The organism is Nonomuraea sp. NPDC049655, assembly GCF_044465465.1.
In the GTDB taxonomy this organism is placed as follows: Bacteria; Actinomycetota; Actinomycetes; order Streptosporangiales; family Streptosporangiaceae; genus Nonomuraea.
The window spans coordinates 265441-287159 of record NZ_JBITLS010000002.1 but is presented as its reverse complement, the minus strand read 5'-3'; the positions used below and the strand labels follow the sequence as shown (position 1 = coordinate 287159).

The 21719-nt window shown below is 72.8% G+C and carries 18 protein-coding genes; 10 read left to right on the top strand and 8 right to left on the bottom strand.

From position 1 onward, the window contains the following. Nucleotides 1–15: 15 nt before the first annotated feature. The 5 genes from ACIBQ6_RS06640 to ACIBQ6_RS06620 all read left to right on the top strand — a co-directional run bounded on the left by ACIBQ6_RS06640 (nt 16) and on the right by ACIBQ6_RS06620 (nt 7850). Nucleotides 16–1335 (top strand): cellulose binding domain-containing protein, encoded by a 1320-nt coding sequence (locus tag ACIBQ6_RS06640; RefSeq protein WP_397210543.1) that lies wholly within the window; start codon nt 16–18, stop codon nt 1333–1335. Nucleotides 1336–1686: 351 nt separating this feature from the next. Then, entirely contained in the window at nt 1687–2697 is a 1011-nt protein-coding gene (locus tag ACIBQ6_RS06635) for a ketoacyl-ACP synthase III family protein (RefSeq protein WP_397210542.1), read from the top strand. Next, entirely contained in the window at nt 2694–2948 is a 255-nt protein-coding gene (locus ACIBQ6_RS06630) for a phosphopantetheine-binding protein (protein ID WP_358301306.1), read from the top strand. Before ACIBQ6_RS06635 ends, ACIBQ6_RS06630 begins: the two co-directional genes overlap by 4 nt. Nucleotides 2949–2968: 20 nt before the next feature. After that, nucleotides 2969–4012: a ketoacyl-ACP synthase III family protein gene (locus tag ACIBQ6_RS06625; RefSeq protein ID WP_397210541.1), complete on the top strand. Its 1044-nt coding sequence runs from the start codon at nt 2969–2971 to the stop codon at nt 4010–4012. Nucleotides 4013–4061: 49 nt separating this feature from the next. Continuing rightward, nucleotides 4062–7850, top strand: a complete 3789-nt coding sequence (locus tag ACIBQ6_RS06620; protein ID WP_397210540.1) for a type I polyketide synthase — start codon at nt 4062–4064, stop codon at nt 7848–7850. 54 nt (nt 7851–7904) lie between these two features. Here the strand turns inward: ACIBQ6_RS06620 and ACIBQ6_RS06615 are convergent, their stop codons facing one another. Next, nucleotides 7905–8492: a TetR/AcrR family transcriptional regulator gene (locus ACIBQ6_RS06615; RefSeq protein ID WP_397210539.1), complete on the bottom strand. Its 588-nt coding sequence runs from the start codon at nt 8490–8492 to the stop codon at nt 7905–7907. An 85-nt stretch (nt 8493–8577) separates the two neighbouring features. Between ACIBQ6_RS06615 and ACIBQ6_RS06610 the strand changes: the two genes are divergently transcribed. Further along, a complete protein-coding gene (locus tag ACIBQ6_RS06610; protein ID WP_397210538.1) occupies nt 8578–9540 on the top strand; it encodes an alpha/beta fold hydrolase in 963 nt (320 codons plus the stop codon). Nucleotides 9541–9559: 19 nt separating this feature from the next. Here the strand turns inward: ACIBQ6_RS06610 and ACIBQ6_RS06605 are convergent, their stop codons facing one another. Next, on the bottom strand, nt 9560–10012 hold the full coding sequence (locus ACIBQ6_RS06605; protein ID WP_358301292.1) for a MarR family transcriptional regulator: 453 nt from the start codon (nt 10010–10012) through the stop codon (nt 9560–9562). A 63-nt stretch (nt 10013–10075) separates the two neighbouring features. On the opposite strand from ACIBQ6_RS06605, the gene ACIBQ6_RS06600 reads away from it, so the two are divergent. Further along, entirely contained in the window at nt 10076–11200 is a 1125-nt protein-coding gene (locus tag ACIBQ6_RS06600; protein WP_397210537.1) for an FAD-dependent oxidoreductase, read from the top strand. Here ACIBQ6_RS06600 and ACIBQ6_RS06595 read toward each other — a convergent pair. Continuing rightward, complete coding sequence (locus tag ACIBQ6_RS06595; protein WP_397210536.1) at nt 11178–11822, bottom strand: hypothetical protein; 645 nt, start codon at nt 11820–11822, stop codon at nt 11178–11180. The two genes, ACIBQ6_RS06600 and ACIBQ6_RS06595, sit on opposite strands and share 23 nt — an antisense overlap. A gap of 87 nt (nt 11823–11909) precedes the next feature. On the opposite strand from ACIBQ6_RS06595, the gene ACIBQ6_RS06590 reads away from it, so the two are divergent. The 3 genes from ACIBQ6_RS06590 (at nt 11910) to ACIBQ6_RS06580 (ending at nt 14341) form a co-directional block, all read left to right on the top strand. Beyond that, complete coding sequence (locus tag ACIBQ6_RS06590) at nt 11910–12959, top strand: sensor histidine kinase (RefSeq protein ID WP_397210535.1); 1050 nt, start codon at nt 11910–11912, stop codon at nt 12957–12959. Further along, a complete protein-coding gene (locus tag ACIBQ6_RS06585; protein ID WP_358301281.1) occupies nt 12956–13594 on the top strand; it encodes a response regulator transcription factor in 639 nt (212 codons plus the stop codon). The genes ACIBQ6_RS06590 and ACIBQ6_RS06585 overlap by 4 nt, the downstream gene beginning before the upstream one ends. A gap of 132 nt (nt 13595–13726) precedes the next feature. Beyond that, nucleotides 13727–14341: a hypothetical protein gene (locus tag ACIBQ6_RS06580; protein WP_397210534.1), complete on the top strand. Its 615-nt coding sequence runs from the start codon at nt 13727–13729 to the stop codon at nt 14339–14341. A gap of 142 nt (nt 14342–14483) precedes the next feature. Here the strand turns inward: ACIBQ6_RS06580 and ACIBQ6_RS06575 are convergent, their stop codons facing one another. Genes ACIBQ6_RS06575 through kdpF form a run of 5 tightly spaced genes read right to left on the bottom strand, consistent with a single transcriptional unit; the run spans nt 14484 to nt 21712 of the window. Then, nucleotides 14484–17024: an ATP-binding protein gene (locus ACIBQ6_RS06575; RefSeq protein WP_397210533.1), complete on the bottom strand. Its 2541-nt coding sequence runs from the start codon at nt 17022–17024 to the stop codon at nt 14484–14486. Continuing rightward, nucleotides 17021–17854 (bottom strand): potassium-transporting ATPase subunit C, encoded by an 834-nt coding sequence (locus ACIBQ6_RS06570; RefSeq protein WP_397210532.1) that lies wholly within the window; start codon nt 17852–17854, stop codon nt 17021–17023. The genes ACIBQ6_RS06575 and ACIBQ6_RS06570 overlap by 4 nt, the downstream gene beginning before the upstream one ends. Next, a complete protein-coding gene (gene kdpB, locus ACIBQ6_RS06565) occupies nt 17855–19960 on the bottom strand; it encodes a potassium-transporting ATPase subunit KdpB (RefSeq protein ID WP_397210531.1) in 2106 nt (701 codons plus the stop codon). Nucleotide 19961: 1 nt separating this feature from the next. After that, nucleotides 19962–21623 (bottom strand): potassium-transporting ATPase subunit KdpA, encoded by a 1662-nt coding sequence (gene kdpA / locus ACIBQ6_RS06560; protein WP_397210530.1) that lies wholly within the window; start codon nt 21621–21623, stop codon nt 19962–19964. Beyond that, complete coding sequence (gene kdpF / locus ACIBQ6_RS06555; RefSeq protein WP_397210529.1) at nt 21623–21712, bottom strand: K(+)-transporting ATPase subunit F; 90 nt, start codon at nt 21710–21712, stop codon at nt 21623–21625. Before kdpF ends, kdpA begins: the two co-directional genes overlap by 1 nt. Between the last annotated feature and the right edge of the window lie 7 nt (nt 21713–21719).

Here is a 21719-nt window from a genome sequence, read left to right as displayed (position 1 = left end):
AACCGGAGTCGCACCATGCAAGCTCGAATCCGCACGGCCGCCGTCGGCTTGGCGATGACCGTGCTGGCCGCCGTCGGTGTGCCGGCGGCCTTCGCGCCGCCGGCACACGCGACGCAGACGATCACCGACATCGCCTACGCGCCCGCGCAACCGGCCGGCAGCAGAGGGCATCTGCTGGATCTCTACCTGCCCGCCACCGGCATCACGCCCCGGCCCCTGATCATCTGGCACACCGGCTCGGCGTGGAGCAGCGACGACGGCAAAGCCGGCGCGGACGCCATCGCCGCGATCTTCAACCCGCTGGGCTTCGCGGTGGCCGGCGTCAGCGTCCGCTCCAGCGCCCAGGCGATCTTCCCGGCCCAGGTGCACGACATCAAGGCGGCGATCCGCTGGCTGCGCGCGAACGCCGCCACGTACCAGCTTGATCCCAACCGATTCGCGATCATGGGCGACTCCTCGGGCGGCTGGCTGACGGAGATGGCCACGCTGTCCGGCGGCGTCTCGGCGCTGGAGGGCGCCCTCGGCACGACCGGCGTCTCCAGCGCCGTGCAGACCGGGCTCGCCTTCTACAGCCCGACCGACTTCCTGCAGATGAACGCGCAGAACCTGCCGACCGGCGGGCTGGACCACAACTCGCCCGCCTCGCCGGAGTCCCTGCTGGTCGGCTGTCCCATCCAGACCTGCCCGGCCACGGTGGCCCAGGCCAACCCGATGACGTACGTCGACGCCAACGACCCGCCGCTGATGTTCCTGCACGGCCAGGCCGACTTCCTGGTGCCGCACGGCCAGAGCGTGCTGCTCTACAACAAGATCAAGGCTCAGTGCGGGTCGGCCACCTTCGTCTCGGTGCCCGGCGCCGACCACATGATGCCGCAGGTCATGGACCCCGCCCATTACGGCACGCAGACCGTCCGCACCACCAAGAACTGCGGCGAGACCGTCGGCACCGGCACCCTCGACCCCACCTGGCCCAACTTCACGACCTTCCTGCGCGGCGGGCTCAAGATGGGCACCTCCTGCGAGGTCACCTACGCCACCGAGGTCTGGAACGGCGCCTTCAACGGCAGCCTGACCATCAGGAACACCGGCACGACCCCCATCTACGGCTGGACCGCCACGTGGGCCTGGTCGGGCAACCAGCTGATCACCAACGCCTGGAACGCCACGGTGACCCAGACCGGCACGCAGGTGACCGCCCGCGACGCCGGCACCAACACCTATATCGGCCCCGGCTCCAGCCAGAGCCTCGGCTTCTCGGCGTCCGTCACCGGGACGAACGACATTCCCGCCCAGTTCAAGCTCAACAACCTGGTCTGCACGAGAGTTCCCGCCTGAGACGACCCGGGTTCCGCCGCCGTGGATTCCCGAATTTCATTCGGCGAATCCGCGACGGGGAGCTGAATAGCGGCTTTCCCTTATTGCGCCACGTTCCGTCGAACCTCGGTCACGGAAGGTCGCGGATCACCTTATTGCGTTATTCGACGGGCCGCCCCTATCCTTACCCGGGACGGCCCGCCGGCTCATTTACCGTCGTATTCACCGACCGGCCGGGGGCCATGTGACTCCTGGCCGGAAATAAATCGGATAAGCGCTTTTCCCTGTCGCGGGCCGTTGTCCGGGATTCGTCGATGAGTTAGGGGGCGTGTGCGTACACCCAACATGTTCGTCAGGAGCCTGGGCGTTTACGTGCCTGACAGCGTGAGCGTCGAGCAGGCCGTCCGCGAAGGCTGGTACCCGGCCGCGGACGCCGAGAGGTACCGGCAGCTCGGGGCGGCGGTGGCCGGCGACATGCCGGCGCCGGAGATGGCGCGGCTCGCGGTCCTGGACGCGTACGAGCGGTGGGGCGAGTCCTCCCCGCGCGATCTGGACCTGCTGCTCTACCCGTCGGTCTGGCACCAGGGCCCCAACGGCTGGCAGCCCCAGCACTACCTGCAGATGCACCTCCTCGGCGGCGGCGTGCCGGCGCACGAGATCCGCAGCGGCTGCGTCGGGATGATCAGCTCGCTGGAGCTGGCGGCGAGCTACCTCCAGGCCGCCGCGGACCGGGAGACGGCCATGGTGGTCTCCGCCGACAACCACGGCACTCCGCTGGTGGACCGCTGGCGGATGACCCCCGGGGCGCTGATCGGCGACGCGGCGGCGGCGCTCGTCCTCGGCAAGGACTACGGCATGGCCGAGCTGCTGTCGGTGAACATGACGGTGATCCCCGAGGCCGACGCGGTCAACGACGGCGCCTACCCGCTCTTCCCCCCGGACGCCACCGTCGGCAGGGGGCTGAGCTTCGGGGACCGGCACGAGGAGTTCCGGCAGCGGCTGCTCAAGGCGCAGGGCACCGGCATCCACCTGACGATCCAGAAGACGATGATGCAGCAGGTCGAGCAGACCCTGGACGAGGCCGGCATCGGCTTCGCCGACATCACGCGGGTGGCCTTCCCGCACGGCCGCCGCGAGGACCTGGACGGGCAGATGTCCTGGCTGGGCATCGACGAGGACCAGACGACCTGGGACTACGGCCGGCGCGTCGGCCACTGCGGCGCGGTCGACCAGTTCATCGCCTTCGAGCACCTGATCGCGACCGGCGGGCTCGTGCCCGGCGACCACCTGCTCATGGTCGGCTTCGGCTCCGGCACGTCGGTCGCCGCGGCGGCGTTCCGAATCCTGTCCACCGCTCCCGTCACGAGAGGAGCACGCGCGTGAGCGACGACCTCACCCGGCGGCTGGTCGAGTTCGTCCAGGACAACCTCGTCCTGGACGGCGACGACGTCAAGGTCGACGAGACGACCCCGCTCCTCGTGTCGGGCCTCCTGGACTCCCTGCGCACGGCGCGGCTGCTGAACTTCCTCAGGAAGGACGTCGGCGTCCGGGTCACCGCCGCCATGCTCGACCCCGAGAACTTCAGGGACGTCGCGACCATCGTGACGATGGTCAGAGAACTCCGATCCGCTTAGCCGGGACGAGGACGGAAGTCATGCGGTACGCGGACACCTACATCGGCGGCGTGGGAACCTACCTGCCCCGGACCGTCGTCAGCGTCGAGAAGGCCGTCGCCAAGGGCTGGTACCCGGCGGAGGACGCCGAGCTGCACAACCTGGCGGGGACGGTGGTCGCCGGCGACGTGCCGGCACCGGAGATGGCCCTGCACGCCGCGCGCAGCGCGATCAAGCGCAGCGGCCGGGCGCCGGGCGACCTCGACCTCCTCCTGTACGCCTCGACCTGGCACCAGGGCCCGGACGGCTGGCCCCCGCACGCCTACCTGCAACGTCATCTCGTCGGCGGGGACGTGCTGGCCACCGAGATCCGGCAGGGCTGCAACGGCATGTTCATCGCCCTGGAACTGGCGGCCGGTCACCTGGCCGCCGCGCCCGGCAGGCAGGCCGCCCTGCTGGTCGCCGCCGACAACTACGGCACCCCGCTGATGGACCGGTGGCGGATGGGCCCCGGCTACATCGGCGGGGACGCCGCCGCCGCGCTCGTCCTCACCAAGGACCGCGGCTTCGCCCGCCTGGCGTCGGTCTGCACGACGACGGTGGCCGAGGCCGAGGAGCTGCACCGGGGCAGCGAACCGCTGTTCCCGCCGGGCGTCACGGTCGGGCGCCGGATGAGCTTCGCGGCCCGCAACGAGCAGTTCCGGCAGCAGGTCATGCCCAAGGGCGAGGCCGGCGCGGCGTTGTTCACCATCCAGCGGGCGCTGATGGAGATCGTCGAGCGCGTGCTGGACGAGAGCGGGATCGAGGCCCGCGACCTGACCCGCGTGGCGTTCATGAACTACTCCGAGGAGATCGTCGAACAGCGGTGCATGGCCGTGGTCGATCTGCCCATGTCCCGCTCCACCTGGGACTACGGCCGCACCATCGGCCACTGCGGGGCCGGCGACCAGGTGCTCTCCCTCGACCACCTGCTCACGACCGGGCAGCTGGGCCCCGGCGACCACCTGCTCATGCTCGGCACCGGGCCCGGGGTGACCGTCTCCGGGGCCGTGCTCGAAATCCTCGAAACTCCTCATTGGGCCTGACATCGAAGGGAAACGAACGCAGATGGTCGACACTCCGCGCGGAGCCCGGGTGGAACCAGTCGCGGTGGTCGGGATCGGATGCCGTCTCCCCGGCGACGTCCACTCACCGGACGAGTTCTGGGACCTGCTGTGCGCCGGCCGCAACACGACCGGGCCGCTGCCCGCCGAACGCTGGCGCAGCTACGAGACCCGGAGCCCCGAGCACGCCGCCGCGCTGCGTGACGCCGTACGGCACGGCAGCTTCCTGAGCGACATCGAGGGCTTCGACGCGGAGTTCTTCGGCCTGTCGCCCCGCGAGGCCGAGCTGATGGACCCGCAGCAGCGCATCCTCATGGAGACCGCGTGGGAGGCCCTGGAGCACGCCGGCCTGCCGCCGCACGAGCTGGCCGGGACCGACGCCGGGGTGTTCGTCGGCGTCTGCACGGCCGACTACGGCGGGCGGCTGCTGGAGGACCTGCCCCAGATCGAGGCATGGACCGGGATCGGCGCCGCGACCTGCGCCGTGGCCAACCGCGTCTCCTACTCCCTCGACCTGCGCGGCCCCAGCATGGCGATCGACACCGCCTGCTCGGCGTCGCTGGTCGCGCTGCACCTGGCCGCGCAGAGCCTGCGGCTCGGCGAGAGCGACGTCGCCCTCGCCGGCGGCGTCAACCTGCTGGTCACCCCCGGCCAGACGCTCACGCTCGGCACCGCCGGCGCCCTGGCGCCCGACGGGCGGTCGAAGTCGTTCGACGCGGCGGCCGACGGCTACGGCCGCGGCGAGGGCTGCGGCGTGGTCGTGCTCAAGCGCCTGTCCGACGCGCAACGCGACGGTGACCGCGTGCTCGCGCTGGTCATCGGCAGCGCCGTGAACCAGGACGGGCACACCAACGGCATCATGGCGCCGTGCGGCGAGGCCCAGGAGCACGTGATGGCCCGGGCCTGCAGGCAGGCGGGCGTCGCGCCGTCCACCCTCGACTACGTCGAGGCGCACGGCACCGGCACCCGGCTCGGCGACCCGCTGGAGGCGGGCGCGCTGTCCTCGGTGTACGGCGCGGGACGGCCCGCCGGCGACCCGTGCCTGATCGGCTCGGTCAAGTCCAACATCGGCCACCTCGAAGGCGCCGCCGGCATCGCCGGCGTCATCAAGGCGGTGCTCGCCCTCGACCGCGGGGAGATCCCGCCGAGCGTGCTGTCCGCCCTCAACCCGGCCGTCCCGTGGGAGTCCTCGGGCCTGCGCGTGGTGACGCGGCGATCGTCCTGGCCGGAGCGCGACCACCCGCGCCGGGCGGGCGTCTCCAGCTTCGGGTACGGGGGCACGGTCGCGCACATCGTGCTCGAACAGGCCCCGCCGGCCCGGCACGCGCCCGCGCAGGAGGAGACGCCTCCCCGCGCGGAGCGGCTGTTCCCGCTGTCGGCCGCGTCGGAGCAGGCACTGCGGCAGTACGCGGGCCGGCTCGCCGATCACCTCGGGACGGGCGTCGAGCCGGCGTCGGCGGGGCACACGCTGGCGCTGCGGCGCACCCATCTGCCCCGCCGCGCCGTCGTCATCGGGACGGACGGCGACGAGCTGGCGGCCCACCTGCGCAGGCTCGCCGACGACGTGCCGGCCGAGGCGGTCCTCACCGGGGACGTGCTGCCCGACCTCGGCCCCGGGCCGGTCTGGGTGTTCTCCGGGCAGGGCTGCCAGTGGCGCGGGATGGGGCGGGAGCTGCTCGCCGTGCCGGACTTCGCGTCCCTGGTCGACGAGGTGGAGCCGATCTTCGCCGAGGAGATCGGCTTCTCGCCGCGGCAGGTCCTGGCCGACGGCGACCTCGACACGATCGACCGCGTGCAGACCATGATCTTCGTGATGCAGCTGGGCCTCGCCCGGCTCTGGAACGCGTACGGGGTCGCGCCGCGGGCCGTCATCGGCCACTCCGTCGGCGAGATCGCGGCGGCGGTGACGGCCGGCGCGATGTCCGTCGCCGACGGCGCCCGCCTGATCTGCCGCCGCTCGCGGCTGCTGCGGCAGGCCGAGGGCAAGGGGGCCATGGTGATGGTCGGCCTGTCCTTCGAGGAGGCGGCCGAGCGGCTGGCCGGGCGTACCGACCTGGTGGCCGCGATCTCGTCGTCGCCGGGCTCCACCGTGCTGTCCGGCGACGTCGCCGCGGTCGAGGCGGTGGTGGAGGACTGGCCGGCCGAGGGCATCGTGGTGCGGCGGGTGGCCTCGGACGTCGCCTTCCACAGCCCGCACATGGAACCGCTGGCCGTCGAGCTGGCCGCCGCCGTCGCCGATCTGTCGTTCGGCGCGCCCCGCATCCCCATGTACACGACCGCGCTGGCCGACCCCCGCGCGACGCCCGTGCCGGACGGCGCGTACTGGGCCGCGAACCTCCGTGACCCCGTGCGGCTGACCGCGGCGACGACGGCCGCGGCGCAGGACGGCTACCGCGTGTTCCTGGAGATCTCCCCCCACCCGGTGGTCGCGCACTCCGTCACCGAGACGCTGTCGGAGAACGGGTTCGAGGACGTGTTCGTCGGCACCTCGCTGCGCCGGAACCAGCCGGAGCTGCCGGCCTTCCTGGCCGCGCTGGGGACGGCGCACTGTCACGGCGTCGAGGTGGACTGGAACCGGCTGCAGCCGTACGGCGGCCTCGCCGACCTGCCGCCGTACGCCTGGCAGCACCGCCGCCACTGGCGCGAGGACTCCGGCGACGACGGCAACCGCGGGCACGACGTGCGCTCCCACACCCTGCTCGGCGCCGGGACCGGCCTCGCCGGCAGCCGGACCCGCGTGTGGCGGACCGGCCTGGAGGACGCCAACCGGCCCTACCCGGGCAGCCACACCCTCAACGGGATCGAGATCGTGCCCGCCGCCGTGCTGGTCAACACGTTCTTGCACGCCGCCGAGGACGAGGACGTCACGCTCACCGGCGTGGAGATGACGCATCCGCTGATGACCGCGGAACGCCGGCAGGTCCAGGTCGTGCACGAACCTCCGGCGATACGGCTCGCGGCCCGTACGCCGGCCGGCCCCGGCGAGCCCGAACCGGCCTGGCTGGTGCATGTCACCGCCGACGTGGCCGCTCCTGGCCAGGTCAAGCCCGACGTGCTGCCCGACCCCGGCGCTCTGACCCCGATCGACCCCACGTTCGTGCACCGGCGGCTGGCCGCCGTCGGCGTGCCCTCGACGGGCTTCGACTGGACGATCGAGACGCTGCTGGCCGGCGACGGCGCGCTGCGCGCCACCGTCCGCACCGGGGACGCCGAGAGCTGGGCCCCGGCGCTGGACGCGGCGATGTCCGTCGCGCCCTGCGTGTTCCCCGGCGATCCGGTGCTGCGCATGGTCGTGCGCATCGACGAGGTCGTGCTGACCGGCGCCCCGCCCGCGACGGTGGTCATCGACGCGGCCGTGGACCGGGCCGCCGACGACACCGTGCGGGCGCTCCTGGCCGACCCGGACGGCCGGGTGGTGGGACACCTCACGGGGCTGCGCTACCCGGTGATCGACGCGCCCGTCCCGGCCGAGGAGGAGCTGGGCGGGCCCGCGGAGTCGTTCGCCGGGCTGACGGCGGAGGGTCTGCGCGACCGCGTCCTGCCCGAGGTGCGCGCGGAGATCGCGGCCGTGATGCGGCTGGCCCCCGAGGACCTGGCGGTCCGTCGTCCCCTGGTCGAGCAGGGGCTGGACTCGGTGATGACGGTCATGGTCCGGCGGCGGCTGGACAAGCGCTTCGGCTGCCGTCTTCCCGCGACCCTGCTGTGGCAGCAGCCCACCATCGCCGCGATCGCGGACCGGCTGGTGGAGCTGCTCGCGGCGGCCAGGCCAGAGGCGGCGGCGAAGACCGTACCGGAGGGCATGCCCGCGATCGGCGGGTGAGAGCGGCGCGGGCGGCCCGGCGGAGGATCTTCCCGGGCCGCCCGCGGCGTCCGGTCAGGAGCCCGCCGGCCGGTCGAGCCGGCGGAGCTGGTGGTCGAGGACCGCGGTCGCCTCGGCGATGCCCAGTTCCCCGACCAGCACCCCGTCGGCCAGCCCGCGCGCGAGCGCGAGCAGCACGTGCGCCTCGGCGCCCGCCTCGACGCCGGGGTCCGCGGCGGTGGCGGCCACGAGCGCGGCGATCTCGCGGTGCACCGCGTCGCCGCCCGCGCGGTACAGCTCGCGCACGTCGGGATCGGCGACGGCCCTGGCCAGGAACGCGTGCCCGGCGAGCAGCAGCACGGGAGCGCGCGAGCCCAGCTCGACGACGGCGAGCAGCGTGCGCCGCAGCGTGTCGGCCGGCCCGGCGGCCTCCCGCAGCGCCTCCCGGACATGGCCTTCGATCTCCTGCCTGAGCAGCTGCGCGCAGGCGCGCATCAGGTCGGCCTTCGCCCCGAAATAGTGCTGCACGAGCCCCTTGGAGACGCCGGCCTCCTGGGCGACCCCGCCGATGCTCACCCCGGCCAGGCCGTCACGGGCGCACAGCCTGAGCGCGGCATGGGCGATCTCGGCCCGCCGCGCCGCGTGGTCCACCTGCTTCGGCACGGCCCCCCTCTCTTTGCGATACGAGTGTATCGTGACGTTGTTGCGATACGATCGTATCGCGAAGGGCGAACGAAGGATCCCGCACGTGAACGATCTAGTGGAACCCAACATCGGAGCCGCGTTCCGCGCGCGGCGGCTCGGCCACTTCCGCGACGCCCCCGCCTTCGCGCGCTACCGCAACGCCTACGACGACGCCATGGCCCAGCTCCCCGAACCCGCCCAGATCCACGACGTGGTGACCGGCTTCGGATCCGTCCGGGTCTACCGTTTCGGCGGCGGCGACGGCGTGCCGCTGCTCCTGCTGCCGGGGCGCACCTCGGCCACCCCGATGTGGGAGGCGAACCTGGCCGGCCTCGTCGCCCGGCGGCCGGTCTACACCGTCGACCTGCTCGGGGAGCCCGGCCTGTCGGTGCAGACCCGGGCGTTCACGAGCGCGGAGGACCAGGCGACCTGGCTGGCCGAACTGCTGGACCGGCTCGGCCTCGCCCGGGTGCACCTCGTCGGGGTGTCCATCGGCGGGTGGAGCGCCTTCCACCTGGCCCTGCGCGTGCCGGAGCGGATCGCCTCGGTGAGCGTGCTCGACCCCGCCAACCTGTTCGGCCGGATCACCTGGAAGGTCGTCGTCTTCTCGCTGGGCTCGGTGGTGCCGTTCTTCCCCGAGTCGTGGCGCAGGAAGCTGCTGAGCTGGATCTCCGGCGGGGCCGACGCCTCGGCCGACGAGCCCGTCGCCAACCTGATCTCGGCCGGGATGCGGGACTTCACCGCGTTCCTGCCGCCGCCCGCGTACCCCACGGACGACCAGGTGGCCGGGCTGGACGTGCCGGTGCTCGCGCTGATCGCCGGGCGCAGCATCATCCACAACCCGCGCAAGGCCGCCCTGCGGGCCCGCCGCCTGCTCGCCCGGGGCGTCGTCGAGTTGTGGCCGGACGCCTCCCACGCACTCAACGGCGAGTTCCCCGACCGCGTCAACACCCGGGTCCTCGCCTTCGCCGACGAGGTCGACCGCGCTGACGACACTGCCGGAGACACTGCCGGCGACACGCCCTGACGCCACGGGCCGGGGCTTCTCAGCCGGGCTGCTCGCGGATCTCCCTGGTGGCCGAGCGGTAGGCGCGGGCGACCCCGGCGAGCAGGCCCAGCATCAGCGGCACCTGCTCCTGCGTGAACTGCCCGCGGATCTGCTCCAGGTGCCGCTCGGAGGTGACACGGGTGGCGTGGTACTCGGCCATGCCGCCCTCCAGCAGCTCCACCGTGACCATGCGCCGGTCGCGCTCGCCGCGTACCCGCCGCACGTAGCCGGCCTTCTCCAGACGGTCGATGAGCCGGGTCGCGGACGCGGACGGGAGCCCCAGCTCCTCGGAGATCGCCCCCACCGGGAGGGGGCCGCGCATCTCCAGCAGGATGAGCGCGGCCACGTCCACGTGGTGCACGCCGAGCCGGTCGGCGATCGCCTCGATGTGCAGCATGACCGCGATCAGGAACTCGCGGTAGACGTCCGCTTCTGGGTGGTTGTCGGTCACTCGCCCCAATGTACTTCACAGCGATGTATCTTTGAATCGAAGTAACTTCGTTTTGGAGATAAAATGGACGTTGTTGTCATCGGCGCCGGCGTGGGCGGCCTGGCCGTCGCGCGCAGCCTGCTCACCGCCGGCCACCAGGTGCGGATCTACGAACAGGCCACCGCCCTGCGCACGGGCGGCGCCGGGCTGAGCATCTTCAGCAACGGCGCCGCGGTGCTGCACGACCTCGGTGTCACCCTTGACGGCGTCGGCGGCCGGTTCGACCGGATCGACGCGCTGACCGCGGACGGCCGGCTGCGGCTCACCTCCGACATGGCCCACGCGGCCGCGCTCTACGGTTTCCCGAACAAGTCGGTCTCCCGCCGTCTCCTGCTGGAACGGCTGGCCGACGGGCTGCCCGGCGACCTGATCCGCTACGGCACGGCCTGCCGGACCGTGACCCAGGACGGCGACCGGGTGACCGCGACCTTCGAGGACGGCTCGACGGCCACCGGCGACCTGCTGATCGGCGCCGACGGCCACCACTCGGTCGTCCGGCGCGAGTTGTGGGGCGACGTCCCCATCCGGACGGCCACGTTCGGCACCTGGCAGGCATTGAGCCGGATCGACATCGACCTCGCCCGCACCCATCTGCACCTCATGATCACCGGTAAGGAAGGCGCCTGCGGGATCATCCCCGCCGGTGACGGCAAGCTCCAGTGGTGGTTCGACGTGCGCTGGGCCCCCGGCGAGCCGCGTCCGGCCGCGCCCCTGGCCGAGCTGCGGCGCCGCTTCGGCCACTGGGCGTCGCCCGTCCCCGAGCTGCTCGCCCAGGCATCGGAGGCCGACCTCGACTTCTTCGGCCACCACTGGCAGAAGGTGCGCCGGGAGTGGGGCAAGGGCCGCGTCACCCTGCTCGGCGACGCCGCCCACCTCATGCCCCCCACCCTCGGACAGGGCGCCAACCAGACCCTGGAGGACGTGTGGGTGCTCGGCCGCGAGCTGGCCAAGGGCGGCGACCCGGCGCCACGGCTGCGCGCCTACGAACGGGCCCGCTACCCGCACGTCAACCTGGTGTCCAGGCTGGCCCGGCGCAGCCCCGCCAACTGGCGCATCCCCCCGTTCGTCGGCCGGATGGTCTCCGAGACGTCCCAGAGCGGGTTGCTCGCCCGCTTCAGCAACCGCCTCACCGCCGCCCTCGCCCACTGAGCGCGGGCACGCCGGGTCGCGGGCTCCGGCGCCGGTGGTAGGCGTAGGTGACGGCGGCGAGCAGCGGCCCCCACAGCAGGAGCGGAAGGTAGCAGACGGCGAAGATCGCGGCCTCCCAGCCGCCCGCCTGGCTGGGGAAGTCCGGCGGGATCGGCTCGCCGCGCATGGTCACCCCGGCGAGCTCGGTCACGAAGGCCGCGCTCCACAGGACCGTCAGAATCACGGCGCCCGACGCCGCCGGAACGACGGCGGCCGGCGTCGGCACCCTGCGGCCACGCAACCCGGGGACCCAGCGGGGAAACCGCTCACCCCACGCGGCCACCAGCCCGACGGCGGTGAACGCCGCCAGCTCCGACACGATCGACAGGAGCACGACGTACAGCCGTTCACCGAGCCCGATCCCGCGGTCGAACGCCGCGGGCAACCGCCAGAGGCTGGACGGCAGCACGGTGAACGGCACGGCGTAGGCGGCGATCCGCGCCCAGCGGGGCACCCCGGCCACCGGCGCGTGGGCGGCCCGCCACGCCGTGCGCAGCCGCCCGCCGGTCACCGGCGAGCCCGCGGTCGCGGCGGCCACGGGGAGCGGCGCCGCGGCGCCGCGCGAACGATCAGTTCTCGTCATGGCGCTCACGCTAGGAACGAGCGGGCCGCCCTGCCTCCCCCCGGCGGGGGAGTGCGGCCCCGGCGGCGTCAGCTAACGTCGGTCCACGTGAAACGCCCTCTCGCCCAGGCCGCGCGGGCCGGGGTCTACCAGCTCCTGGGCGCCGCGCTGCTGGCTCCGGTCGCCGCCGGGCTCGGCCTGCCGATCCTGGCCGAGCTGACGCCGGGCCGCCTGCTGGTGCTGTGGGCGGCGTGCCTGCCCGCCTCGGTGCTGCTCGCGCTGCTGCCGCTGACCCGCCGCCTGGAGGTGATCGCGCTGTCGGATCTGCTCGACGTGGACGTGCCCGAACGCGGTGACCGCCTCTACCTGGTGGCCCTGACCAGCCTGCACCTGTACGTCGGCGGGACGCTCAGCGCGGCCGTCCTGGCGTTGTCCCCCGGGCTGCTGCCGCGGGCCTGGCAGGCGGCGCCCGGCCAGGTGGCCGAGGTGCTGCTGCTCATCGCCGTCGTGCTGGCCGCGATGGTCGCCGCCGGGCTCGGCCAGCGCTGGGTCGCGCGGCGGCTGCTGCGTTCCGAGCCGTCCCGGCTGATCGACGAGCTGGACCGCCGCCAGTCGCTCGCCCTGGAGCTGCACGACTCCGTCGGCCACGCACTCAGCGTCGTCCTGGTGCAGGCCATGGCGGCCGAGGCGGCGCTGCGCCGCGCCGCCCCCGAGCTCGCCGCCCAGTCGCTCGGCCACCTGACGACCACCGCCCGCAACGCTCAGCAGGAGCTCGACGTGCTGCTCGGCGTGCTCGACGACGGCGCGGCCGGCCGGACGCCCACCCTGGAAGCGCTCGGCACGCTCACCCGCGGCCTCGACGTCCGGGTCAGCGTCGGCCACCTCGGCAAGGTGTCGCCCGCGACCTCGCGGGCCGCGTTCGCGATCGCCAGGGAGGCGCTCACCAACGCCCTGCGGCACGGGCACGGCCCGGTCACGCTCGCCGTCGCCGTCGCCGCCGAACTGACCCTGACCATGGACAACGCGACCCTGAGCAGGCCGGGGGAGCCGGGGCGCGGCCTGACCGGCATGCGCATGCGGGCCCGGCTCGCCGGCGGGACGTGCACCTGGGAGGAGGTGGGCGGAACGTGGCGCGTCCGGGCGAGCCTGCCGCTGTGATCCGGGTCGTCCTGGCCGACGACGAGCAGCTCATCCGCTCGGGCTGGGCGACCATGCTCTCCCTGCACGACGACATCGAGGTGACGGCCGAGGCCGCCGACGGACGAGCGGCGGTCACGGCCGGCGCCGGCGCGGACGTCGTGCTGATGGACATCCGCATGCCGGTCATGGACGGCCTGGCCGCGACCCGGGAGCTGGCCCGCCGCTCGCCGAGGACGCGCGTCGTCATGGTCACCACGTTCGAGAGCGACCAGCTCGTCTGGGGCGCCCTGCGCGCGGGAGCCGCCGGCTACGTGCTCAAACGCTCGCCCGCCGGCGAGCTGGTGGAGGCGGTCCGCCTGGTGCACCGGCGCGACGCGGTGCTCTTCCCCGACGCGCTGCGCCGCATCGCCGCGCCGCACGTGGGCAGCGCCCGCCAGAGCCTGCCCGTCGAGCCGACGCCGCGCGAGCTGGACGTCCTGCGGCACATCGCGCTCGGGCGAAGCAACGCGGAGATCGCCGCCGCGCTGCACGTCACCAGGGAGACGGTCAAGACGCACGTCGGCAACCTCCTGGACAAGCTCGGCGCCCGCGACCGCACCCAGGCGGCGGTGCTCGCCTACGAGCTCGGCCTCGTCGGCCCGGTCGGGGAATGATCCCTCTCAGGAGGGAGGCGGGGTACCGCATCCCGCTCAAGAGCGAGACGGGACTTCGCCCTCTCCGGCGATGTCCGGCAGGCCGCGGAGAACCAGGATTGGGGAGGTCATCACCGCTAAGGAGTCAACGAGATGAACCCCCGCATCGCCTTCGTCGCCGCCCCCGTGCTCACCTTCACCTACGGCGTCCTCCGCATCCTGGACGGCCTGGACGGCAGCCGCGGTCCCGGCCTGGCCTGGACGGCCGGGCACCTGGCCTTCATCGGCGCCCTGGCGTTCTTCGCCGTGACCTTCCACGAGATGCGCAGGCTGGCCGGCCGCGGCCGTCTGGCGACAGGGCTGGCCGTAGCCGGATATGTCGGCATCACCACGCTGATCGCCCAGTTCTCCATCGACATCGTCGTGGGGTTCCGCTCGGCCGACCACGCCGCGATGGGCGTGCTCTTCGACCAGGTCAAGTCGGTTCCCGGGGTGCAGCAGGTGGTCTACGACTTCGGGCCGATGTTGTTCTTCGTCGCCCAGATCGGCCTGGTCCTCCAGCTCGCCGTCCAGCGCCGCGTCAAGGCGTGGACGCCCGTCCTGGTGGTCGCCGACGTCATGGTGCCGTTCGTGGAGAAGGACCTCATGCCGCTGGGCGCCGCCTGCCTGCTGGTCTCCTTCCTGGCGATGGCCCGGGTGTCGCGGGCGTCCCGTGCGGCCGACGGCCGGCACCGCGTGGCCGAGCCCGCCGTACCGGCCGCCGTGTGACGATCGGGGTGTGACCCGTCGACCGCCTGGTGTCAGCACGCTGCTGAGGGGACGCGGCGCGGAGCCGCGGTTCACCTCCGCGGGCCGGACGGGCCCACGACGCCCGGCGACTGACACCCGGAACCAGCCCCGGGCGCGACGCTCACCGTCCGGGGGCGGCGACGGGAAGGGTGAGGATCATGGTGAGACCGCCCCCGGGGGTCTCGTCGGGCACGAGCGTGCCGCCCATGGCCTCGGCGAGCCCGCGGGACAGGGCGAGCCCGAGCCCGACGCCGGAGTGGTTGTCGCGGTCGCCGAGCCGCTGGAACGGCTGGAAGACGCGGTCGTGCGCCTCCGGCGGGATGCCGGGGCCGCGATCCATCACCCGGATCTCGACGTGGTCGCCGTGCCCGCTGGCGGTGACCAGCACGGTCCGGCCGGGCGGGCTGAAGCGCACGGCGTTGGACATGAGGTTGACCAGGACGCGTTCCAGCAACGCGGGATCGGCCAGCACGTCGGGCAGCTCGACGGAGACGTCGCCTTCGACGCGGTCCCGCAGCGGGCCGAGATCGTCGATGGCGCGCGGCACGATCTCCTCGAGCGCCAGCGGCTGCGCGCTCACCCCGAGCACGCCGGCCTGCAGGCGGCTCATGTCCAGCAGGTTCGCCACCAGCCGGTCCAGCTTGTCCAGCGACTCCTTCGCGGTGGCGAGCAGCTCGGACCGGTCCCTTTCCGACCAGGCGACCTCGGTGCTGCCCAGGCTCTCGACGGCGGCCTTGGCCGAGGCGAGCGGCGTGCGCAGGTCGTGGCTGACGGCGGCCAGCAGCGCGGTGCGCATCCGGTCGGCCTCGGCGAGCGGGCGGGCGAGCTCGGCCTCCTGCTGGAGGCGTTCCTGGCGCAGCGCGACGGCGGTCTCGGCGGCGAACGCCTCCAGCACCGTGCGGTCGGCGGCCTCCAGCGGCTCGCCCCTGGCGGCCAGGACCAGTTCCTCGTCGATGACGACGTCGGTGTCGGACCGTCCCGGGCAGGTGGCGGGGGCGCCGCCGGAGGTCGCGACGATCCGCCAGGCGTCCGGGTCGGACTGCTGGTCGGGCGCGCGCGCGGCCTCGGGCCGCCGTTCCAGCAGGGTGACGGAGGTCAGGCCAAAGGTCTCGCGCATGCGTTCCAGCAGCGAGGACACCGCGGCCTCGCCGCGCAGCACGTGACCGGCCATGGTGGACAGCAGCTCGGCGTCGGCGCCGGCCCGCGCGGCCTCCCTCGTCCGGCGGGCGGCGATGTCCACGATCGTGCTCACCGCCGCCGCCACCAGCACGAAGACGACCAGCGCGAACAGGTTCTCCGGGGCGGCGATGGTGAACTCGCCGACCGGCGCGGTGAAGAACCAGTTGAGCAGCAGCGAACCGCCGACGGCCGCGGTGATGGCCGGCCACATGCCGCCGACCAGGGCCACCCCGACGGTCAGGCACAGGAAGAACAGGATCTCGCTGGGCAGCGACAACATGTCCCGGAACGGCGCCAGCGCGGCCGTCAGCAGCGGCATCCCGGCCACCGCCAGCGCCCAGCCGCTCGCCCGCCGGGTCCGGGTGAGCGCGGCCCGCGTGCGGGCGGGCCGGCGGCGTCCCTGCTTGGCCTCCTCGTGCGTGATCATGTGGACGTCGATGGATCCCGACCGGGCGGTGGTCTCCACGCCGACGCCCCGGGAGAAGATCTGCGCGAACCGCCCCCTGCGCGAGGCGCCGAGGACGAGCTGGGTGGCGTTGACGCCGCGCGCGAAGTCGAGCAGCGCCCGCGGGACGTCGTCGCCGACCACCTGGTGGTAGCTGCCGCCCATGTCCTCCACCAGCGTGCGCTGGCGGGCCAGGCTGGCCGGGTCGGCGCCGGCCAGCCCGTCGGCGCTGGTGACGTGCACCGCGAGCAGGTCGGCGCCCTTGGTGCGGGCGGCGATGCGGGCGGCCCGGCGGACCAGTGTGTCGCCCTCGGGGCCGCCGGTCAGGGCGACCACCACTCGCTCGCGGGTCTCCCAGGTGGTGGCGATGCCGTGGTCGGCGCGGTAGCGGTCGAGCTGGTCGTCCACCTTGCCGGCCACCCACAGCAGCGCGAGCTCGCGCAGCGCGGTGAGGTTGCCGACGCGGAAGTAGTTGGACATGGCGGCGCTGACCTTCTCCGGCGCGTACACGTTGCCGTGCGCCATGCGGCGGCGCAGCGCCTCCGGTGACATGTCCACCAGCTCGATCTGGTCGGCGCGGCGCACCACCTCGTCGGGCACGGTCTCGCGCTGCGGCACGCCGGTGATCTCCTGGACGACGTCGTTGACCGACTCCAGGTGCTGGATGTTCACCGTGGAGACGACGTCGATGCCGGCGTCCAGGATCTCGTCCACGTCCTGCCAGCGCTTGACGTTCTTCGAGCCGGGCACGTTGGTGTGCGCCAGCTCGTCGATCAGCGCCACCTTCGGCCGGCGGGCGATGACGGCGTCCACGTCGAGCTCGGTGAAGGTGGCCCCGCGGTGGACGACGGTCCGGCGCGGGATGATCTCCAGGCCCTCCAGGAGGGCGGCGGTGCGGGGACGGCCGTGCGTCTCGACCAGGCCCACGACCACGTCCCGGCCGCGTTCCCGCGCGCGGCGGCCCTCGCCGAGCATCGCGTACGTCTTGCCGACCCCGGGCGCCGCCCCGAGGTAGACCCGAAGGCGGCCCCTGCTCATGAGCGGTCGAGCGCCAGGTTGAGTTCGAGCACGTTGACGGCCGGTTCGCCCATGAAGCCGACGGCCCGGCCGGTGGTGTGCTCCTTGATGAGCCGCTCGACCTCGGCCTGGCCGAGGCCGCGCTCCCTGGCCACACGCCGCGCCTGGAGCTCGGCGTAGGCCACGGAGATGTGCGGGTCGAGCCCGGAGCCACTGGCGGTGACCGCGTCGGCCGGGACCTTCGCCTCGGCCTCCCCCCGGACCGGGACGGTGCGCCCGGCCGCGTAGTCCTCCCCCGGCTCGGCACACTCCACCCGCCTGCCCTGATAGGTCGCGACGAACGGGGTGGCCGGGCACGCCTGGTTGACGCTGACGGCCCGGTCGGGGAAGACCTTGAGCACCGCGCCGACCCCGTCCGGGGTGCAGTACGGGCGGGCGCCGCTGACGCCCTCCAGCTCGCCGGCCGCCCTGGAACGGGCGCAGACCTGGGTGAGCAGCGACTGCCGGCCCTCCTCGCCGGCGACCGGCAGCGTGTCCACGACGTCCTCGGGGCCGAGGTTGCTCGCGCCGGACGAGGTCGGGTCGTAGCCGTCGCCCGCCGCCGACGGACGGGACTGGAAGTACGTCCTGATCGGCTTGCCGTCGGCGTCGGTGAAGGACTGGCCGATGAGCGCGCTGCCCACGGCCCTGCCGTCCTTCTCGACGATCGAGCCGTTGGCGCGCCCGTTGAACAGGGCCTGGGCGACCCCGGTGGTGACCAGCGGGTAGACGATGCCGAGCAGCGCGGTCAGGACGGCGACGGCGCGCAGGGCGGCGAGGTGCTGGCGGACCCAGCTTGGCAGGCGTTCCATTTATGACATCCCCGGAAGGAACTGGATCAGCAGGTCGATGAGCTTGATGCCGATGAAGGGGGCGACGATGCCGCCCAGGCCGTAGACGTACAGGTTGCGCGAGAGCAGCTTGGACGCGCTGGACGGCCGGTACCGGACGCCTCTGAGCGCCAGCGGGATCAGCGCGACGATGACCAGCGCGTTGAAGATCACCGCGGCCAGGATCGCGGACTGGGGGCTGGACAGGCGCATGACGTTGAGCGCGTCCAGGCCCGGGTAGACGGCCGCGAACATGGCCGGGATGATCGCGAAGTACTTCGCGATGTCGTTGGCGATCGAGAACGTGGTCAGCGCGCCCCGCGTGATCAGCAACTGCTTGCCGATCTCGACGATCTCGATGAGCTTGGTCGGGTTGGAGTCCAGGTCGACCATGTTCCCGGCCTCCTTGGCGGCCGAGGTGCCGGTGTTCATGGCCACGCCGACGTCCGACTGGGCCAGGGCGGGGGCGTCGTTGGTGCCGTCGCCGGTCATCGCGACCAGGCGGCCGCCCTCCTGCTCCTTCCTGATCAGGGCCAGCTTGTCCTCGGGGGTGGCCTCGGCCAGGAAGTCGTCCACGCCGGCCTCGTCGGCGATGGCCTTGGCGGTGAGCGGGTTGTCGCCGGTGATCATGACGGTGCGGATGCCCATGCGGCGCATCTCGTCGAAGCGTTCGCGCATGCCCTGCTTGACGACGTCCTTGAGGTGGATGACGCCGAGCACGCGGCCCCGCTCGGCCACGACCAGCGGGGTGCCGCCGGAGGCGGAGATGCCGTCCACGATGTGGCCGACGTCGTCGGTGGGGTGGCCGCCGTTGTCGCGTACCCACTTCATGACCGCGGTGGCCGCGCCCTTGCGGACCTCGCGGCCGTCCAGGTTCACGCCGGACATGCGGGTCTGGGCGGTGAACTGCACCCATTCGGCGCCGTGGATCTCGCGCTCGCGCAGGCCGTACCGCTCCTTGGCGAACACCACGATCGAGCGGCCCTCGGGGGTCTCGTCGGCGAGGCTGGAGAGCTGGGCGGCCTCGGCGAGCTCGGCCTCGGTGATCCCGTCCACCGGCACGAACTCGGCCGCCTGCCGGTTGCCCAGCGTGATCGTGCCGGTCTTGTCCAGCAGCAGCGTGGACACGTCACCGGCGGCCTCGACGGCGCGGCCGGACATCGCGAGGACGTTGCGCTGCACCAGACGGTCCATGCCGGCGATGCCGATGGCCGACAGCAGCGCCCCGATCGTGGTGGGGATCAGGCAGACCAGCAGCGAGACCAGCACGATGCCGGTGACGCCGTTCGCGTCGAGCGCGAGCGAGTCGGGGACGCCGGGGTTGATCTGCTTGGAGTAGACGGCCAGCGGCTGCATGGTGACGGTGGCGACCAGGAAGACGATCGTCAGGGCGGCCAGCAGGATGTTGAGCGCGATCTCGTTGGGCGTCTTCTGCCGGTTGGCGCCCTCGACCAGGGCGATCATGCGGTCGACGAAGCTCTCGCCGGGCTTCTGGGTGATCCTGACGACGATCCGGTCGGAGAGCACCTTCGTGCCGCCGGTCACCGCCGAGCGGTCGCCGCCCGACTCGCGGATGACGGGCGCGGACTCGCCGGTGATGGCCGACTCGTCCACCGAGGCGATGCCCTCGACCACGTCGCCGTCGCCGGGGATGACCTCGCCGGCCTCGACCACCACCAGGTCGCCCTGCCGCAGCTCGGGCGCGCCGACCGTGTCCCACCCGCCTTCCGCGTCGCCGCGCAGGCGGCGGGCCCGGGTGTCGGTCTTGGCCTTGCGCAGCGTCGCCGCCTGCGCCTTGCCGCGCCCTTCCGCGACGGCCTCGGCCAGGTTGGCGAAGATCACGGTCAGCCACAGCCACACGACGGTCGCCCAGGCGAAGAACGACGGATCGACGATCGCCAGGACGGTGGTGAACACCGCGCCGACCTCGACGATCAGCATGACGGGGTTGCGCCACAGCGTGGCCGGGTTCAGCTTCCTGACCGCGTCGGGAAGGGACCTGACGAGCTGCCGGGGATCCAGCAGGCCGCCGCCCACGCGGCCGTCCCGCCGCGCGGGGGAGGGTTTGTCCAGTACGGGGGTTGACATGTCAGGACAGTCCTTCTGCGATCGGGCCGAGCGCGAGTGCCGGGAGGAAGGTGAGGGCGACGAGGATCATCGTCACGCCGACGACCAGGCCGACGAACTGCGGCCGGTGCGTGGGCAGCGTGCCGGCGCCTTCGGGGACGGGCGACTGCGCCGCCAGCGAACCGGCCAGGGCCAGCACCAGGATGATCGGCAGGAACCGGCCGAAGGCCATGCACAGGCCGAGCGCCACGTCGTACCAGGGGGTGTTGACGGTGAGGCCGGCGAAGGCCGAGCCGTTGTTGTTGGAGGCGCTGGTGAAGGCGTAGAGCACTTCGGACAGGCCGTGGGGGCCGCCGTTCAGCATGCTCGCGCGCCGCTCCGCCGAGCCCATCGCGAACGCGGTACCGACCAGCACCAGGGCGGGGGTGACCAGGAAGTACAGGGAGGCGAGCTTGATCTCGCGGGCGCCGATGCGCTTGCCCAGGTACTCGGGGGTACGGCCGACCATCAGGCCCGCCACGAACACCGTGATCACGGCGAGGATCAGCATGCCGTACAGGCCCGAGCCGACGCCGCCGGGCGCGACCTCGCCGAGCATCATGTTGACCATCGTCATCATGCCGCCGAACGGCGTGTAGGAGTCGTGGAAGGAGTTCACCGCCCCGGTGCTCGTGAGGGTGGTCGAGGCGGCGAAGGTGGCCGAGTTCGAGACGCCGAAGCGCAGCTCCTTGCCCTCCAGCGCCGCGCCGGCCGCCTGCGGCACGGTGGCGTTCCCGGACAGCTCGAAGACGTTGGTGAGCAGGACGCTCGCCAGGGCCAGCACGCCCATCACCGCGAGGATCGCGTACCCCTGCCGGACCTGGCCGACCAGCCGGCCGAAGGTGCGGGTGAGCGAGAACGGGATCACCAGGATCAGGAAGATCTCGAACCAGTTCGTCCAGCTCGTGGCGTTCTCGAACGGGTGGGCGGAGTTGGCGTTGTAGAAGCCGCCGCCGTTGGTGCCCAGCTCCTTGATGACCTCCTGGGAGGCGACCGGGCCGCCGGTGACGCCCTGCGTGCCGCCGGTCAGCGTGGTCACCTCGTGCACGCCCGAGAAGTTCTGCACCAGGCCGCCCGCCACCAGCACCAGCGCGCCGACGAAGGCGATCGGCAGCAGGATGCGCAGGGTGCCGCGGACCAGGTCCACCCAGAAGTTCCCGATCGTGCCGGACCTGCGCCGGGCGAACCCGCGCACCAGCGCCACCGCGACCGCCATGCCGACGGCCGCCGAGACGAAGTTCTGCACGGCCAGGGCGGCCATCTGGGTCAGGTGGCCCATCGTGGACTCGCCGGAGTACGCCTGCCAGTTGGTGTTGGTGACGAAGCTGATCGCGGTGTTCCAGGCGATGTGGCCGGTGACCGGCTCCATGCCGAGGCTCAGCGGCAGCTTGTCCTGCAGGCGCTGGAGGCCGTACACGACCAGGACCGAGATCACCGAGAAGGCCAGCACGCTGCGGGCGTAGACCGGCCAGCTCTGCTCGGTGTCGGCCCGCACTCCGAGCAGGCGGTAGATGCCGCGCTCGACGACGTTGTGCTTCGTCGTGGAGTAGACGCGGTGCATGTAGTCGCCGAACGGTTTGTGCACCAGGGCCAGCGCCGCGATCAGGGAGACAATGAAGATCATTCCGGCCAGGGTCGTACTCATCAGAACCGCTCCGGGAACAGCAGGGCCACGATCATGAAGATCACCAGACCGGCGACCACGATGAGGCCGGTGGCGTTGACGGCGCTCACAGCCGCT

Excerpts from the sequence above, each read along its gene's own strand:
- ACIBQ6_RS06640 (WP_397210543.1), top strand. The coding sequence starts at position 16 with ATGCAAGCTCGAATCCGCACGGCCGCCGTCGGCTTGGCGATGACCGTG.
- ACIBQ6_RS06570 (WP_397210532.1), bottom strand. The coding sequence starts at position 17,854 with ATGGAACGCCTGCCAAGCTGGGTCCGCCAGCACCTCGCCGCCCTGCGC.
- kdpA (WP_397210530.1), bottom strand. The coding sequence starts at position 21,623 with ATGAGTACGACCCTGGCCGGAATGATCTTCATTGTCTCCCTGATCGCG.
- ACIBQ6_RS06600 (WP_397210537.1), top strand. The coding sequence starts at position 10,076 with ATGGACGTTGTTGTCATCGGCGCCGGCGTGGGCGGCCTGGCCGTCGCG.
- ACIBQ6_RS06580 (WP_397210534.1), top strand. The coding sequence starts at position 13,727 with ATGAACCCCCGCATCGCCTTCGTCGCCGCCCCCGTGCTCACCTTCACC.
- ACIBQ6_RS06575 (WP_397210533.1), bottom strand. The coding sequence starts at position 17,024 with ATGAGCAGGGGCCGCCTTCGGGTCTACCTCGGGGCGGCGCCCGGGGTC.
- ACIBQ6_RS06625 (WP_397210541.1), top strand. The coding sequence starts at position 2,969 with ATGCGGTACGCGGACACCTACATCGGCGGCGTGGGAACCTACCTGCCC.
- ACIBQ6_RS06595 (WP_397210536.1), bottom strand. The coding sequence starts at position 11,822 with ATGACGAGAACTGATCGTTCGCGCGGCGCCGCGGCGCCGCTCCCCGTG.
- kdpB (WP_397210531.1), bottom strand. The coding sequence starts at position 19,960 with ATGTCAACCCCCGTACTGGACAAACCCTCCCCCGCGCGGCGGGACGGC.